This is a genomic window from Mesorhizobium sp. M0848 (assembly GCF_040319805.1).
GTDB lineage: Bacteria > Pseudomonadota > Alphaproteobacteria > Rhizobiales > Rhizobiaceae > Mesorhizobium.
Genome location: NZ_JAMYOM010000001.1, coordinates 368,554 through 384,301 on the forward strand (window position 1 = coordinate 368,554; position 15,748 = coordinate 384,301).

The following is a 15,748-nucleotide window of genomic DNA, read 5'->3' on the forward strand; positions in this document are numbered from 1 at the left end:
GTCGCTCACGGACGAATGCGGATGATCGTCTTCCCCGAGCGTCGCTCGGTCGGGTTGAAGGCGGAAACGGCATCGTCGAGGGTCGAGATGTTGCCGATGTTCGTCCGCAGTCGTCCGTCCCGCACCCGCTGGACGATCTCACTCAGTTGAGTACGATCGGACTCGACAACAAAGTCGACCGCCAGGCCATTGGCGGGCTGCGCGTCGGGTGGCCCGACGACGGTCACCAGTGTTCCTCCGGCTCGAATCAGGCCCACGGACCGCTTCTGGATGTCGCCGCCGATGACATCGAACACCAGATCGACGCCGCCGACGTCTTCCAGGGCCTCGTTCTCAAGGTCGACGAACTCGTTCGCGCCGAAGTCGAGCACCTTCTGACGGTCGGCAGAGCGTCCGGTGCCAATGACGTAGGCGCCGGCCTCTCGTGCGAGTTGTGTCACCATCGATCCGACTGCGCCGGCCGAACCGTGCGCAAGGACGCTCTGCCCGGCCCGAAGGCGGCCGTGGTCGAACAGACCCTGCCACGCAGTCAGGCCCGAGATCGGCAAACTAGCGCCTACCGCAAAGTCGACGTCGCCTGGCAGTGGCGCGAGGTTACGGGCCTCGACGGCCACATACTCCGCTAGGGTGCCGTCGCGATACCAATCGGTGAGGCCGAACACCCGCTGGCCCACCGACAGTCCCGTCGTGCCGTAGCCGAGGGCGGTAATCACTCCGGCCAGCTCATGCCCAGGGATCGACGGCGTTCGGTCACGGTCAACGCGATCAGTCCAGGTCGAGGGCCACGCCAGTTCGGTCGGGACGAATCCCGACGCATGAATCTGAACGACGACGTCGTTTATCGCTGCCTGCGGCTCGGGCCGCTCAGCGGGCTTCATTCCGGCCGTTCCCGCAGCCTGATCCGTTACTACGATTGCCCTCATCGGAATTGTCTCCTCGGTCATCTGTCACGTGGCGCTGGCCAGTAGATATGTCCGGCTCTGGTCATGAAACAGGACCGAGATTTTGGCGGGAATGATGGTACCATTGCGCCATGGCAGAGACAGCGCGCCACGTAGCCCTGCTTGCAATATTAAGAACTATATATATCTTAGGAGGGCGACCTGGTCGAGGTGCGGCGGTTCAAGAAGACCGGTTTGGGAGGCTTCGCCGACGATGTCGTCGCTGCAGGACGCGCGGCGAGCTTGGCGGGGCGCAATGCCGATCGCGAACGACTGCGCTCACTATGGCTCGAATATTTGGAGGTCCAGCTCCCGGCGCGCGGCGATGAGAAGCTTATCGATTATCTCGAAACCCGCGCGGTCTGGCGCGAGGAAGAGGACTGGACGGTGTTTCGGACAGTGGACGAGCCTTGCGTCGCTTTCACGGCCTCCGTGGCGCCCGATGGCACGGTCGAGCTCATCGCGCTCGCGGCATGTGACCGCTTTCCGGCCGGCTCGGACGAGCAATGGTGGCAGAGCGTGGTGCGGCCGCGCGTGCTGCAACTATGAGTAGATTTGAGATGACCGACATGACCGACCTTGACCAGATTGTTCCCGCGAGCGCCAAGAAGGCGCGCCGTTCGCTCGCCCGACGTGCAGACCGGGCGGGCAATACCGAGACGCTGCGCATCTCGCTTGACCGCGTCGTTAACGAGCTTGGCTTCTCTACTGAGGATGGAATCACCGCCCCATCGCTCGAACTCGGACTGACGCTCAAACAGGCGCGGCTGGCGAAGGCTTTAACCCAAGACGAACTCGCCAAGCGCATCGGCCTCTCGCAGAATGCGCTGAGCATGATCGAGAACGGCCGGGGAAGTGATGGTCCGACCTGGACGACCGTTTCGCGTATCTGCGAAGCGCTGGGGATCGAGCCGTCATTTCTACCCACCGATGCGCGCCAGCCCGTTGCGAATGATGTAGAGGTCCGGATGTTCAAGGCGTCAAAGGGACCCAAGGCCAAGGTGCGGGAAGCCGATCTCGGTGAGGCGGCTGCAGCGGTCGCATTGAGTCTGCTCTCAAAGGAGGTCACGACGTGGCTCAGAGCCGCCTTAAGCAATGCCGGACTTGGTCTGGACAAGCTGCCGACGCGCCTCGTCGGTTCGCGCTTCCTGTCGCTGGCGCCGCATTCTGGAACGAGGATCAAGGCCACCGACGATCCGCTTGTCGTGATCGCGGTCGTCGGGGCCGGGGTCGAGATACGCGCGGTGGCACTGCGCGAGGGGAGTGGGAAAACGCTGATCAACGACAGCGTCGCATTGGTCAGCAGAACCGGCACTGTCGAGGTCGGCAATACGAGCAATGAAAGCTCGGTCGTCTTTGCCTTGCCGGCAACGCAGTTGCTCAAGGACGGCGAAGTGCTAGCGTCGTGACAGCGGTCTGGACCTGGGTCACGGGCAATGCCGACTGGTTGTCTGCCCTATGCGGCCTGTTATCGGCGTTCGTACTGGCCTGGCCGCTCGTCGGCGAACTTCCCAAGCGCCGACGTCACGATGTCGTGCTCAAAATAACGCGCAAACCAAAGTCTGCCCCGCGTGCGGGATTTGAGGACGACAGCGGCGACGTCGACACGCTCGAGGGCGAAATGATCAGCGACCGCATGGGCGGCTACGCGGCTGCGGCCGGAACCGTCATCGCCGGTTTGGCTCTGCTCGCCCTTTCATTCGGCTTAGCTCTCATCTACGCGATCAACAAACCGTGATGCAGTAGGTGAAGCCGCCTGGCAATCTCAGCGCTTCATCTCGGCCGTTCCGCCGGCTTCTGTAGTCATCCAGAAGCTGACATGGCTGCGGGAGGACCGCGGCCTACACTCTCATATGCCAAGATCCAGCCGATCCTTTTCCAGCTTTTTTAGAACGCTTCAATGTGCACCGGAGTTGAGCCGAGGCGGCAAAGAGGGCTATCGCCACTCGGCAAATTTCGTGCGGTCGATCAGCGTCGATAGGGATGCTTGACCTTCGCGGGGCGCAGAAGCTGGCCGCTCACCGTCACCGAACCGAAAAACATCGCCACGACTGCGACCTTTACGAGAAGCGGAAGAACGGGGTCACTATAGACACCATAGAGGGCATAGCCCAGAAGCGCCATCAGGCCGAAAACTGCAAGCAGCCAGCCGAGCGCCGAGATCCCCAGCGATGGCAGGGAACCCACTATGTGCTTCCAGCCGACCACGAAGCCTTTCGGGCGGGCGGCCCAAGGCAGATACTCACCCCCATAAAAGGCGAGCGGATAGCGCAACAAGATATTTGCGCGATCGGGCCCGCTTACGGCATTGAGCCGATTCTGGAAGAAGGTTCGATAGAGCCGCATTTTAAGTTCATGATTGGTGTAGACTGCGGTGCACACGGAAAAGTAGAGGATCGCCGCGGGCCCGATGAACGGGCCACTGAGTTCGACGCCTAGCAAGGGCAGCTTGGTGATCGCGTGGGCAGCGGCCATGAGCAGCAGCGCCACGGAGATCATGTAATAGATAATCCACGCGTCACTCGCCTTCTTGGCTTCGACGAACGCCTCGTAAATGGAATCGGCCGTCAGGGCTGTGTCCTCGCCGAGCGGCACTCGCGCGATCATATCCGCAAGGATGTCCGCATCGCTAACGCTGACCTCTCCCGCGTGGGGCCAAAGTCCGTTTTCGCTGTCCCGCTTGCCGTCCGTCATATTTCCTCACGGCCGAACACGACGTTCAAACGCAGTATGATGCAGACTAGCGAAGCGTGAAAGAGAATGCATTAGCGGGCAAAGCGCGTTCAACAATGTGTTCCTCCGGCGCGATGTGAACGACAGCTTTGCGCCTCGATTCAAGACGCATAGTTGGATGGTCAATGCGCACGAAAGCCGCCGTTCATTGGGCAAGCTGACCAAAATCGCCTCATAGGGAACAATGGCTTCGGCCGAACCCACACTTTGATCAGGGGCCGCTCACCGTCTCACCCAAGCTACCAAATCGTTGGGAGCGTCACCTTGCGATGAAGGCCCGCATTTTGCTGAGCAGGCTGAGCACTGCCGTTTTTGCCCTTTGCCACCGCGAGACTGGCTTAGCGTCGCACGCAACATGTCGAGCAATCTGTGAATGCATGATCCTGGCCGCCTGGGCTCCGGTGAAGGCGGGGAGCCATTGAACGTCGCCAGCGCTGATAACGTAGTGCGACTTGCACGGCGCGTCGAAGACGCCAACGGACGGTCGAATCGTCGCAAAACCACCTTCGCCCCAGACTTGATGGCTATCAGGCACCAGAAGGGTGATACGATGACCGCACCCGCAAGCGCACAGCAACCCGGCGAGTTCGAACTCTTCGGTATGGTAGACGACGCTCTCCCGCATATCAGTGGGGATGCGGTCGACCAGTTGATAGCGATAGCTCATTTCGCAGTCACCGGCCGGTCGATCTCGAAGGATGATGTCTCGAAAATGATCGAGGCAGCCTCATCCAGACGGTCATAGATCGCAAAGTGCTGCTTGAACCGAACCACTGCCAAAGCAGCGTTGAGAGCGTTCAATTCTGCAATCTGGCCCTGCCGGCGATATTCGCCTCCCTCTGGATCGCTACCAGGCAAGAAGACCGTTCGCGCGGTTGCTTCATAAGCCGCCCGATCTACGCCGGTGACCCTGACGACGCCGTTCAAACCGACCGGTACCCGGTTAAGCCCCATCCCGCAGTCTACGAAGGGAATCCCATTGGCGCTCAACCAGTCAGCGATGAAGATGCGGGACGGACCGTGGTCAATTGCTACGAACACGAACTCAAAGCCTCGAAGCCGCTCTATGTTTGCCTCGGTCACCAGTTCCGGGACAGCTGTGATGTTGGCGTGCCATTGTCCGTATTGCTGGCCAAGGGCCTCGACCTTTCGCGACCTGATCGCTCGCGGAATAAACCCTGGAAAGCGGAAAATGGTGTGCACGTGCACCTTGTCATCGTCGAACAATGCAATCTCGGCCAGATGCGTGCGGGCGATAAAGTCCAAAATGTACGAGCCCGTACCGCCGAGCCCGACGATGGCGACTCTCTTTCCCTCAAGCAGCCTCGACACGTCGTTCATATGATACCTTGAAGACAGCGTATCAGGGAAACGCAGAGGTGTGCCCTGCTCGGCCGCTTTGACCTCGATGGCTCGCAGCGGCGTCGCATCCGGAAAAACTGCCAATGCGGGGCCTGTGATCGTATCGATATATGTTTGCACCTTCTCTTCGAACGAGTTGTAGGAACGCATCTGACCCGCCGGGTCGAGGAGCTTGTACGAGAACGAACTGTCCGTCTCAAAGCCCTCGGCAACCTTGACCTTGTCTGCCCCTCCACCAAGGCGAAGTTGACGACCGTTCTGATCATGCGGGCGCGCCCCTCGGAACCAAGCCTGGTGATTGCTTGGTGGATCGAGAACTCCTTCCGCCGACAGATCGACAGGACTTGCCAAATCTCCATACGCAAGTTCGCCCCGCTCATTCAAATAGGGCAGGCCGTAGATGAGAAAGTAGCCGCCCACGAAATCGAGTAGGTAGCCTTGCTCTTCAAGGTCTTGGACGAACCGATTACGATTCGCCAGTTCCCGAAACTCTGAACCGCATGCCATCTTTTACCATCACCTCGTTGCCTGGCGCGAGCGTCCCGCTCACATTGTTGGAGTGGCCCCGCGAGTACTTGATCAGGTATTCGTTGGAGCCAGCCCCTCCATCTGAAAGATAGAGTGCGACGACCTCGTCGTACGAGATCTTCTCCTTCGCCACCTCATGATCGTCTTGATTGACGGTGATGGTGACTGTCTTCTCGGGCTTTCCGGCCATAACTGGTTACCTCGCACGAATGTTAGGCTTGTGAGTCTGGTGCGCGAACCAGCTTGGCTCGCGTCCCGGTTGGTGTTACTCGTTCCACTACTGGGAACGATGAGTCTGGGTATGCCACAGCTGCACGCTCGGCGCAAGTGATCGTTCCCTATTTGGGAACCATGTGGATCGTCAAATGCGGCTGATGGGTATCGCGAAGCTGGAGGGCCTCGCCAAATGCGGGGTCGACGGCATGGCCGGCGCCGTCTCGGCGCTGCTTTCGGAGCTTGCTGTCACGCAGTGGCGAACCGAAGCCGAGTTCGTAGCCCAGTTTCCTTTCGCGAGCTGCGGCACGGATGGGGTGCGCATTCCCATGGGGGAGGCTCACTGTGTCGAGCTCATCATCAAATACGACACCGGTATGGTTCTGGTTGCCTTTGCGGGGGCGACGGCTGGGCGCAAGACCGGCACAACAGGGAGACGAGCGGCATGACGATACGACCGATCAGGACAAGGGGCGACTACGACAAGGCTATGGCGCGCGCGCGCGTACTCATGGTGCGCGACGACCAGGATTCCATCGACGAGCTCGATGTGCTTCAGGTGCTCGTGGAAAACTGGGAGCGGACACATCATGCTGTCGCGGCGGTCACACCGGCCGATGCCATTCGCTTCCGCATGGGGCAGACCGGGCTAAAGCCACGCGACCTCGTTGCCTATCTGGGGACAAAATCGCGTGTCTCCGAGGTCCTGAACGGCCAGAGGCAACTGACTGTCGACCAGATACGGGCATTGAGCCAGCATCTATCGATTCCAGTGGAGTCACTGATCGGGCCGACACGCCATGAGCCGAAGTCTCGACCTTCCGCTACCTCGGTTGCGGCGGTCGAAAAGCTTCGGAAACTCGGGGTGATGAAGGCGAGGGAGGAACTCTCGGCCTTTGTTTCGCGCGCCGGCAATCTCGGGCCAGCTGTTGCGATGCTTCGGAAGACACGCACCGAGCGCACAAACGCCAAAACCGATTTTGGGGCGGTCGAAGCGTGGTGTGCCGCTGTACTGGTGATGGCAGACAAGGTGTCGGTGAAACCCCGCAAGACACTCGACGCGGCAGCTGCCCGCCAGTTGGCTAAGGTGAGCGCCGAGCCCAACTGGCCTTCTCTAGTGAGGAGCAAGTTAGCGAGTCTGGGTGTTGCCTTCGTCGTTCTCGAACATCTACCTGGAACCTATCTTGACGGAGCTGCTATGTGTCGCCGCGACGGAACGCCTGTCATTGCAGTTACCCTACGCCACGATAGGGTCGACAATTTCTGGTTCACCCTGCTGCACGAGTTCGCCCATGTCTGCTGCCATTTGAGCGAAGAACGAAAAGTCATTCTGGACGACCTCGAAGTAAGCGCTGTCGACGGGATCGAAGCGCATGCTGACGCCTTTGCAAGCAACGCGCTAATTCCAGAAAAGTACTGGAACGAGCATATCTCGGAGCATAGCACTGCGGACGATCTGCGGCTGGTAGCAAACAGGGCAGGCGTACATCCCGCCATTGCTGCCGGCCGCTGGCAGTATCGCTATGGCGATTACCGTCGCTTCAGCAAGTTACTCGGACGGAGCGAAGTGCGGGAAGCGTTGAACAGGCAGCAGCTGGTATAACCGGCCGCCATGTGGCCGGTTTGCACCTCATTTCGGTCATTCGGGTATTCGGAGGCGGACATTGTCGGCGCCAGTTGAACTATCCATGATAATGTCCTTCATCATAAATGGGGCAGGCTATGGCTAGAGAGGTTTCATTCCCGAAGACTTTGGGCTCGCAAAAGCCAGTTGAGCCAGAAATTATACCCGGTCCACATTACCGACCGATAGTACCCCCTCAAGTCGCATTTCTTGGGCGTGGCATAATGCGCCGTGTGGTAGAGGCAGCCATCGAAACATTTATTCCTGTCGCGGGCTCTGGCTTAACCGAACTCTACCGACACTCACATCCCCCGCTAGCTGATCGCATCCGCGAGCGCTGGGAGAAACGAATAACGCGAAGTGTGAACCGCATTGGCAGTACGCTCGAAGCCCACGAAATAGCGCTACGTGATTTGCAGAGCTTCGTTATCTCTAAGGCGAACTACGAGCACGCCGGTAAAGCAGGCCTGCTCTCTTTCTTTCATACCGGTATGTGGGGCGAACTGCGCAAGGTCGCTGAGGGCAAAGGTGATTCCGCTACGATGGCCGCACTGGCGTCCGGGTTGCAGGAGACGGACGAAGAAGTTGAGGTGATAATCGCGAGTCTCACAGCGGCTCGCGATATGATGCTCGGTCAGCCGGAAAACATCGCGTTTTCTCATAGGTTGGATAACGTTCTGTACGGGCCCTTCGGGAAAATGGGCATTCGATATGACATTGAACGCATTTTACAAGGAGATCCTGCCAGCAGCTACACCCGAGACGAAGCAGCGCAGCTCTGCAATCGTATCGAACAGTTTAATGAAAACGTTGCCGCCTTGGCGTTTGAGCGGCGCCCATGAATTTGAATGTCGCAATACTTGGCGGCGGCTCGCGACCAACCACAACCATTGTTGCCGAGCTTCGCGGTCTGCGATCGCGCACTCTTCAATGCCTTTCGTATCTCGGCGTCAGCGGACCGTCCGCTTCAGCCAGTGTTTGTCCGAAAACGGACGGACTGGTCTCGGCCCAAAGCTGCCTATCTGAAGCCCTCATATCGGCCGTTGAGATTGCTTTGCTGATTCCTGAAAGCTCACCTTCGAAGATCACGCGTGCGACTGTTCAATCAGATTTGCGGCCGATCACGGCGCCGTTCGCGGCGGGTGCGTCGAACCATACCGTCTCGATGTGCCGGAATCCGGCTTCATCGAGCCACGCCGAATATTTGGCCGGCGTGTAGTTGCGTCCTTCCGTCTCGATCAGCATGTTGAGGCTCATCAGCGCTGTGACGCCAGGGCAGTGATCGATCCAGGCTGGGGCGCAATGTCTGGATTGAATTTCGCCCCAGCCTGCGGTGCCACTGTTGCCCGCATGCTGCCGCCTAAGTCGCAGCGGTGCTGAGTGCCCGGCTACAGGCCTGAACGGTACCGCACAGGAAAAGCAGTGACTTCGCCCGGGACATGCCCACGTAGAGTGTCTCTCGGTCGGCGACCGGATCGCACGCATCCAGACCCCAAAGGATAATGATCGACCGCTCCAGCCCTTTGAACTTGGCCACAGTATCCACCGTGATTGAGCCCGGTCCATACCCCTCGATATGGCCCCATCGCGCGGTTTTCGGAATGGTAGTCGCCGCGAGCGCACGTTCGAAGGTCGAGCGCGCCCGGCCGTCGCACAGGAGGACGCCGATGTCGTGTGGCGCAATGACTTCCTCCGCGACCATGCGAGTAATCAGCGCGGCGATGGCGCGAGCCTGACGAGTGACGTCCGGCTCGGCCAACACTTCGACGTCCACTCCCTCGATTCTCGGGGCCTCGATCTTGGCACCGCGATAATATCGATATGCAGCGGCATGAATGGTCGTGGTGTTGCGGCAATTCCTGTCGAGCAGCATCGGTTCGCCGGGGATCGGTATGGCCGCCGAGCGGCCATAGATGTCCTGGTTCTCATCGAGGAACACGTACAAAAGACCGTGAGCATGATCCGAAAGCATCATCTCGATCGGCATCCAGAACTCGTCACCAAAATCCTGGGCCTCGTCCACAACGATCGCGTCATAGTGCGGCCCGAATGCGTCGATGGCGAGCGCCAGGGCGATTGGCTGGTGATGGTCGAACTCCGTTCCCCCTGGATAGTCGTGTCGCGCCTCGACCATCAGATCGCGACCCAGTTCGGCCTTCGCCTTGTCGATCCAGCGCTTGCAGAGCTGATGGAAGGTGGCGACGTCGAGCCCCTCGATGCCCGCACACTGCTCGCGAAGATGATCGGCGAGCCCGCGATTGTAGCAGACAAGAAGCGTCTTCAGGCCTTCTCCAGCGGATCGTACCGCCTTCTCGCGGGCAATGAGCGTCTTTCCAGTACCCGCTCCGCCCGCGATCATCACGCGTCGCTGCCGCGACAGCACGTCCAGTATCGCGGATTGTCGCGCTGTGAGCTCGATGCGGTTCTGCTCTTCCTGGGCGAGCCGTGCCGACACCAACGGTCGGGTCGTCGATACACGAGCGAATATCCGCCGCAAGGTTTCGACGCCACGTGCTCCCAACTCCGAAGATCGCCCCTGGCTGCCGGCATCCTGCCAATATGCAAAGGCCCGCTCGACCCACTGCGATATCGAAGACAGGTCCTGCCGGCCACCGATGATCTCCTGAGGCGCGTCTGGCCCCACGAGCCTGTCGACACGGTCGACATCCGGGAAGAACGCGGCATGCCCCAGCGAGAACCGTCCCAAGCCCAGCCTCTGGCAGAACGGGCTCTCCCTAAGCTTCTCAAGGATCGCGAATTTCCCCTTCATTGCCTGTTCGAAGGGGTTCTTGATCGCGTGCTCTTCACCACGCCGATCGACCGACGTGAAGCGGCCGGTCGCGTAGTCAAGGACCACACCGCCGCCCTTCACCTCGATGATCAGAAGGCCGTGGCGCGGGTGACAAATGAGGAAATCGACCTCCCCGTCGCGTGGCCCCGTTCCGCGCGGTTTTGCGATCCACTTGACCGAATGAAGAACGAGGAAGTCGTCACCCAGCCCCCTCCGGAACCCCTCATAGAGTTGCCTTTCGCCTGAGGATTCGGTCGATGCATCATCAAGCGGTGGAATGCAGATCGCCATCGTCAGTCCACGAATTCGAGACTGGAGTTGAATGGGATCAGCTTGCCTGACTCATCACCGAAATTCATCAGAAGTGAGATCGCGAGCCCGTGGCGATTGATCTGTTCGATGGTGCCGATACCCCACAGGGGATGCCTCAACCTGACGCCAATCTCCAGGTTGAGGTCTGCCGCCGCAACGACCTCTTCGACCACACCCTTCCACCCATGATCGAACCAGTATTCGACGACCTTGGAAAAGGGATTGGCAATCGCATGAACCCGTTGGTTCTTGAGATCACGCGCGTGCTCCACCACGTAGAGCCAATATTCACCCGGATAGGCCTGGGCCATCGCGAACTGTACGTGTGACAGTTTCACGCCACGCTCCGTCCACTCCCCCTCGAGGCCTTTCACCTCGATCAGACGACGCGGCAAATCCGACACGATGTCGAAGCCCGGGTTATTGTGCGGCTGCTCGATCGGATCGCGGCCCGCCCGCTTCTCGTACCTGAGGACTGCTTCGATTGCCCCGTCGTCGATCAGCGGACCGATGTCCTCGGCCGACATTCGTTGGTCGCCGGAACCGTCCTCTCGAGGCGTGGCATTCACATAGGATAGCAGGCGAGACCGCCGCTCCTGGCGTTCGGCCCTTGAAGGACCTTGCCGGTCGCGCGGTCGCGCCCCCCAGCCTCTGCCGCCAGATGTTTCATCGTCCGAGGATTCGCCCGGTTCAGCTCCGAACCCGCCTTGATCGGCTTTGGACAAAAAGGGTGCGTCCTCGGATTCAGCGTCACCGCCTTCACCGGTACGAGGCGGCGTCGCCGCTTCCGGGCCGGTCGCATCGCCCGTCCCATCGGTGCCCGCGACCTCTTCAGTCTGGGCTTCTTCGTCTTCTTTCTGCGGCGATAGATGTTCAGCGTGACCATCACCTGCCCCTTCTCCTGCAGCACCCTTGTCGAACGGCTTTTCGTCGACAGGGCCTTGCGTTTCCCCAGAGCCGGGTGCTTCCTCATCGTCCTCAAATACCTGAACGACGTCATCGTCCTGGGTGTCTCGGAGCTCTTCAGTCTCCGGCAGATGCTCGTATGGCCCTTCTGGCGGATGATAGTTCGCATTCCTGAGTGCACGCTCCGCGCCATCTCTGGTCGGCATGGTCACAAGATAGGCTGCCGTCATGATCACCGGCGGCATGTCGACCCCGATGGTGAGTTGCTCCAACGGCGAGAAAATTGCCTTGAAGGCGGCCGACCAGTCGAAACTCTCTCCTGGTCCAGCCCGGACATAGAGGATGGAAGATTTAGCGTCGAAATAGGCGTCGGCCTGACTCACGGGGGAACGCACGACGGGATCATATTCGACGATCTCAACATGAACCTGAAGCCGCTCTACCGTCTGTACCTCGATACGAGAGAGGATGCTTCGCAGCCGATCATGAAACTCCACGTTCGGTGCCAGCCAAAGCAGAAGGTCGCCGCGCGCCTGCAGACGTTCCGTCGCCTCTGGTGCAGGAATCCCATCAGGGAGTTCGGCCAATGCGAGGCGTGCGATTTCCGAGAGCCCGGCGACTCCGAGTTCCCTATAGAGGCGCGTAGCCGCGATCCGTGACACTGCGGGCGGCGACACAAGTCGCTCGTCGAGGGCGCCGGCGAATGGTTCGACAAGGACAGGCGAATCCAGCCAAGCGGCTTCATCAGGCCAGATGGTCACGCCGAGCAGGTTGAGAAGAACAGGCTCTTGACCGACGGCCCGGAGTTCCGTCAGAGCATCCTGGTCGTCCCGCTCAAGCGCGTTGGCGAGCCATGCGAGGCATCGCCGATGCACATCCGCGTCGATCTCGCTGATGATCGCCTTTGTCGCGATGCCTTTTAGAAGTGCGACATAGTTCGCGGCTGTTGGAACGTCTTCGACACCGAGATGACGATACAGCGGTTCGCGCAACCGCATTCGAGGGCTGGGGGCGTGCCAGTAACCTCGGAAATAGGTCGGCTCCCAAAAGACCTGATCCGTACGGAAATACTCGTCCAACTCTGGATCGTAGATGAACGCGGTTCCGGACAGCCTATCGATGGACGCCGCACCTTCGCCGCCCAGCCGCTCGCTCAGCATGGCGTAGACGACGTCGGACGCAGGAGTGCCGTTCTCCATACAGTGTTCAAGGTGGGCGACGATGACCTCTGTCGGAGGCTCGGGTTTCAGTCCCAGGAAGTCGAGGAAGTCGACAAGCGAACGACTGGTCTGCCCACCACCTCGCAGGATTGGCAAATCAACAACGTTTACCTGCGACGCATAGCCCGCGGCACGGAACGATCGATAGAGCAGAGTCGGGGCAAAACGGTTTCCGCCAACGCGCTCTCCGTTCAGCGAAGCTGGCAGCCATGAGATCGTCCTGAGCTGCTCGAGCGCAGTGCGCTCTTCAGCGGTCAGGCGAGCGAAGCGGTCCAGGATATGGCGGACGATTGGCTGGGTCCGGTCTGCAATCTCGTCGATGGTGCCAGTCGAAGCTACAGCATCGATGCGAGAGACGAGATGCTCGATGGAGACCGTCCTGCGCATGCCCAGCGGGCCTTCCAGAACATCCTGGAATCGAGCGGCAGCCTGGCCGGGAGGCATCCAATTCTCGTCTACGAAATATCGCTCGTCGCCACCCAGCAGCGCATCGATCGTCGGCGACCAGAAGTAGCACTCGGATGGCCGGACATATGTTCCGGTCCGGGTGCGGACGAAGGGCAGGCCAGCTAGCGACCGCAGGCCACCACCCGCATCCAGTTCAGCGCGATGCTTCAGGATTTCATTCAGCAGCGCAATATACTGTTCCTGGCTCGGTTCCTCCTTGAGGATGTCCTCGAGATGGTCGTCGATATATGCTTGGAATGTGAGCACATCGACGCGAAGATGATCCTTGGCAAAGGCCTGCACGGCGTCGGACATCAAGCGCGTGTCGACGAGCTCGAAATATCCGACCGGATCTACGAACCCGCCCGGCAGCTGCCCGCGCGAGGGTTCCACGAATCCCGAACGTGTTCGCAGGAGCGGTGTGTTTGCCACGCGGGCGCAGGAGGCCGTGGTAACGCCATCCAGAACGAACGCGGGCAGTAGATCGTAGAGCTCCCGCTGACCGTCATCGCCGAGGCCAATCACGGCGATTGCGGTCTCTTCGTCGGGGATCGCTGTCGCAAAATCGCGGGCGAAGTCGTCGAAGCGGTATACGTCAATCAATGCCGCAAGAGCCTCGAGCGCGAGGACGTCGTGGTGAACCAGAGGCGTTCGTGGAAGAAACCGATGGATTCGCTTCGTCGAGATGCCCACCGTCGGACGATAGAGGTCGGCGATCGAAGCGGGCATGCCTTCGGTGTCGAGGATGAACTTGACGGCTTTCAGCCGGCCGACCAGCGTCGGAAGGTCCGGGCGCCCCTTCGATTGGGTCAAAATTGCATCGACGGCAGCCCAAAGGTTCCGGAGGTGGGGCGATTCTGCTGTGATCTCGGCAGTCTCGAGGGCGGCGACGAGTGCGGCCAGACGCAAGGGCGACGCCGCCAGAGTCTGAAATACCGACCAAAAAGGACGGAGGTCCGGATGAAGGAGCTTCAAGCCAATCGAAGCGAGCGCGGCCTGGCCCTCAGCGAGAAGCTGTTCTGGAAGATGGCACTCGCTCGGCAGTGCCATTTCGTTGTCGACGGTCAGCACACTGCGCGACGTCTTCGCGACCACCTGCATCTCCAGCCAAAAGGAGTTGAATGACGGCTTGTCCTTCAGGCCATACGCAGAGGCGGCCAACGCCCATAACCTGCGCGGGCCGATGAGATCCCGTACCGCCTCGAAGCTCTCCGCTAGTGCCCGGGCGGCCGTATCGAGGAGCAGCTCGTTCCAGTACCGCTCGTGCTGCTCTCCCGTCAAAGTGATGGTGCGCCTTGTCGGATGTGGGAAGAAGTCGGCATTGATGTGCAGCGGGAGACCGGACGCCTGCTCTGTCGGCAAATAGGCATAGAGCAGGCCCTCCACCGGCTCCTCGTGGATCGGCAGGGCGATGCTTACGATCGGCGAACGGTCCAGCTCAAGGAGCGTCGGAAAGTCGTCAAATATTCCCCGCTCAGTCGCCAGGTCGGACGCATCGCGCGTCAGGATCTTCCATCTCTCATGTCGGCCCTCCGGCTTGATCTCAAGGTCGACAACACCCCCATCCCGGGCGATGGACGCAGAGCGTACGAGGTCTCCGTTTCTGAAAAGCTCGATCCTCTGGAGACTGCGAAGAAAGAAGAGTCCCCGTACCATGACCTCTGCGATCGCATCGACGACGAGCGGGACGACATCAGGGGGTGTCGGCGATGCGTTCAGGCCCTTGCGCGTGTCAGACGCTAAGGCGGCCCATGATAATTCGAACTCGGTTCCTTGGCTCCGGGGAATCACCGTCGTTACGCCCGAGCCGTCAATCGGGATCAGCTGCATCTCGATCCCTGTCGACCGCACGATAGGGGCATCGGTTACCTGATAGACGGAGACGAAGCCGATGCCGAACCGTCCGATTTGCGAGGCGACCCGGATCTTGTTTCGGCTACCCATGCGCGAGATCGCGTGAAAATTGCACGCGCGTTTATGGTCTTCAGGGTCGCCGTCCCGCTCCCACGGACAACGGATCTCGCGAAGACCGCATGTCGAGAATTCCGCGTTGTTCCGGACGAACAAGCCTCCATCAGTCACGTCGAAGACCAGACTATCTGCTCCTGCATCATCCGCATTTTGGATGAGCTCGAGCGCCATGATCCCGAAGCCTTGGAGACCAGCCAAAGCCTGCTGGATGTTGCCCAGCAGATCCGCCTCGTAATTGAGTGTGATAGGCTTCGAGGGATCCGTCACCTCTTCCGCGTTCAGCATGCTTACCCCCCGAGGTCTTCCAACAAACGGCAACACCCCAACCGCTGGCAGCGCCAAGACCCCGACGTCCCTCAACGGGACAAGCAAGAACGCCACATAGTCGAGTAGCAATCTTACGAGCCCCGCGAAAGGTGCCAACGCTTAAAGATTAGGGCGAGGTGACACGGTCCACAGTTCCTGCCAGACCCTGACGACCCGACTAGTTCGCGAATGCTTGGTTGGAAGCACAAATTCGATTGGGCATGACAGTGAGAATTCGCCCAACGCCCAGGTGGTCAACCTCATGCTCGACCTACAAGCGGAGATGGGCCAAGCTTATTTGTTCAAAACGACATGACCGTGGTCCAACGTGTCGGCCATCACGTACTTCCCGCCCGTGTGGCAGTATCGCGGGATCGCGCCCGGTCAAACGGTG

The 15,748-nt window shown here is 59.9% G+C and carries 14 protein-coding genes; 6 read left to right on the forward strand and 8 right to left on the reverse strand.

Translation table 11 applies throughout. The features are described from left to right. Nucleotides 1-5: 5 nt before the first annotated feature. Nucleotides 6-923, reverse strand: coding sequence for an NADP-dependent oxidoreductase (locus NKH95_RS01740; protein WP_352890786.1), 918 nt, complete (start codon nt 921-923; stop codon nt 6-8). A gap of 189 nt (nt 924-1,112) precedes the next feature. On the opposite strand from NKH95_RS01740, the gene NKH95_RS01745 reads away from it, so the two are divergent. From NKH95_RS01745 to NKH95_RS01755, 3 genes are read left to right on the forward strand one after another with little or no spacing between them, the layout of a single operon-like run. After that, nucleotides 1,113-1,490 carry a hypothetical protein gene (locus NKH95_RS01745; protein ID WP_352890788.1) on the forward strand — a complete coding sequence of 126 codons (378 nt, stop codon included), beginning with the start codon at nt 1,113-1,115 and terminating at the stop codon, nt 1,488-1,490. 11 nt (nt 1,491-1,501) lie between these two features. After that, the gene (locus tag NKH95_RS01750) at nt 1,502-2,350 is read left to right on the forward strand and encodes a helix-turn-helix domain-containing protein (protein WP_352890790.1); all 849 of its coding nucleotides are present in this window, start codon (nt 1,502-1,504) and stop codon (nt 2,348-2,350) included. Beyond that, a complete protein-coding gene (locus NKH95_RS01755) occupies nt 2,347-2,679 on the forward strand; it encodes a hypothetical protein (RefSeq protein ID WP_352890792.1) in 333 nt (110 codons plus the stop codon). The genes NKH95_RS01750 and NKH95_RS01755 overlap by 4 nt, the downstream gene beginning before the upstream one ends. 230 nt (nt 2,680-2,909) lie before the next feature. Here the strand turns inward: NKH95_RS01755 and NKH95_RS01760 are convergent, their stop codons facing one another. The 4 genes from NKH95_RS01760 to NKH95_RS01775 form a co-directional block, all read right to left on the reverse strand. Next, nucleotides 2,910-3,635 (reverse strand): hypothetical protein, encoded by a 726-nt coding sequence (locus NKH95_RS01760; RefSeq protein ID WP_352890794.1) that lies wholly within the window; start codon nt 3,633-3,635, stop codon nt 2,910-2,912. Nucleotides 3,636-3,933: 298 nt separating this feature from the next. Further along, complete coding sequence (locus NKH95_RS01765) at nt 3,934-4,341, reverse strand: ubiquitination-like system serine protease family protein (protein ID WP_352890796.1); 408 nt, start codon at nt 4,339-4,341, stop codon at nt 3,934-3,936. Continuing rightward, on the reverse strand, nt 4,338-5,543 hold the full coding sequence (locus NKH95_RS01770) for a ThiF family adenylyltransferase (RefSeq protein ID WP_352890798.1): 1,206 nt from the start codon (nt 5,541-5,543) through the stop codon (nt 4,338-4,340). Before NKH95_RS01770 ends, NKH95_RS01765 begins: the two co-directional genes overlap by 4 nt. Beyond that, entirely contained in the window at nt 5,503-5,754 is a 252-nt protein-coding gene (locus tag NKH95_RS01775; protein WP_023723761.1) for a multiubiquitin domain-containing protein, read from the reverse strand. The genes NKH95_RS01770 and NKH95_RS01775 overlap by 41 nt, the downstream gene beginning before the upstream one ends. A 175-nt stretch (nt 5,755-5,929) precedes the next feature. Here NKH95_RS01775 and NKH95_RS01780 point away from each other — a divergent pair, with 175 nt between their 5' ends. From NKH95_RS01780 to NKH95_RS01790, 3 genes are all read left to right on the forward strand, one after another. Beyond that, nucleotides 5,930-6,226, forward strand: coding sequence for a hypothetical protein (locus NKH95_RS01780; RefSeq protein WP_352890801.1), 297 nt, complete (start codon nt 5,930-5,932; stop codon nt 6,224-6,226). Continuing rightward, nucleotides 6,223-7,380, forward strand: a complete 1,158-nt coding sequence (locus NKH95_RS01785) for an ImmA/IrrE family metallo-endopeptidase (protein WP_352890803.1) — start codon at nt 6,223-6,225, stop codon at nt 7,378-7,380. The genes NKH95_RS01780 and NKH95_RS01785 overlap by 4 nt, the downstream gene beginning before the upstream one ends. A 245-nt stretch (nt 7,381-7,625) precedes the next feature. Then, nucleotides 7,626-8,243, forward strand: a complete 618-nt coding sequence (locus tag NKH95_RS01790; RefSeq protein ID WP_352890805.1) for a hypothetical protein — start codon at nt 7,626-7,628, stop codon at nt 8,241-8,243. 259 nt (nt 8,244-8,502) lie between these two features. Here the strand turns inward: NKH95_RS01790 and NKH95_RS01795 are convergent, their stop codons facing one another. From NKH95_RS01795 to NKH95_RS01805, 3 genes are all read right to left on the reverse strand, one after another. After that, nucleotides 8,503-8,646: a hypothetical protein gene (locus NKH95_RS01795; protein WP_352890807.1), complete on the reverse strand. Its 144-nt coding sequence runs from the start codon at nt 8,644-8,646 to the stop codon at nt 8,503-8,505. A 115-nt stretch (nt 8,647-8,761) separates the two neighbouring features. Further along, the gene (locus tag NKH95_RS01800; RefSeq protein ID WP_352890809.1) at nt 8,762-10,483 is read right to left on the reverse strand and encodes a UvrD-helicase domain-containing protein; all 1,722 of its coding nucleotides are present in this window, start codon (nt 10,481-10,483) and stop codon (nt 8,762-8,764) included. A gap of 2 nt (nt 10,484-10,485) precedes the next feature. Next, on the reverse strand, nt 10,486-15,333 hold the full coding sequence (locus NKH95_RS01805; RefSeq protein WP_352890811.1) for a protein NO VEIN domain-containing protein: 4,848 nt from the start codon (nt 15,331-15,333) through the stop codon (nt 10,486-10,488). Nucleotides 15,334-15,748: the final 415 nt, after the last annotated feature.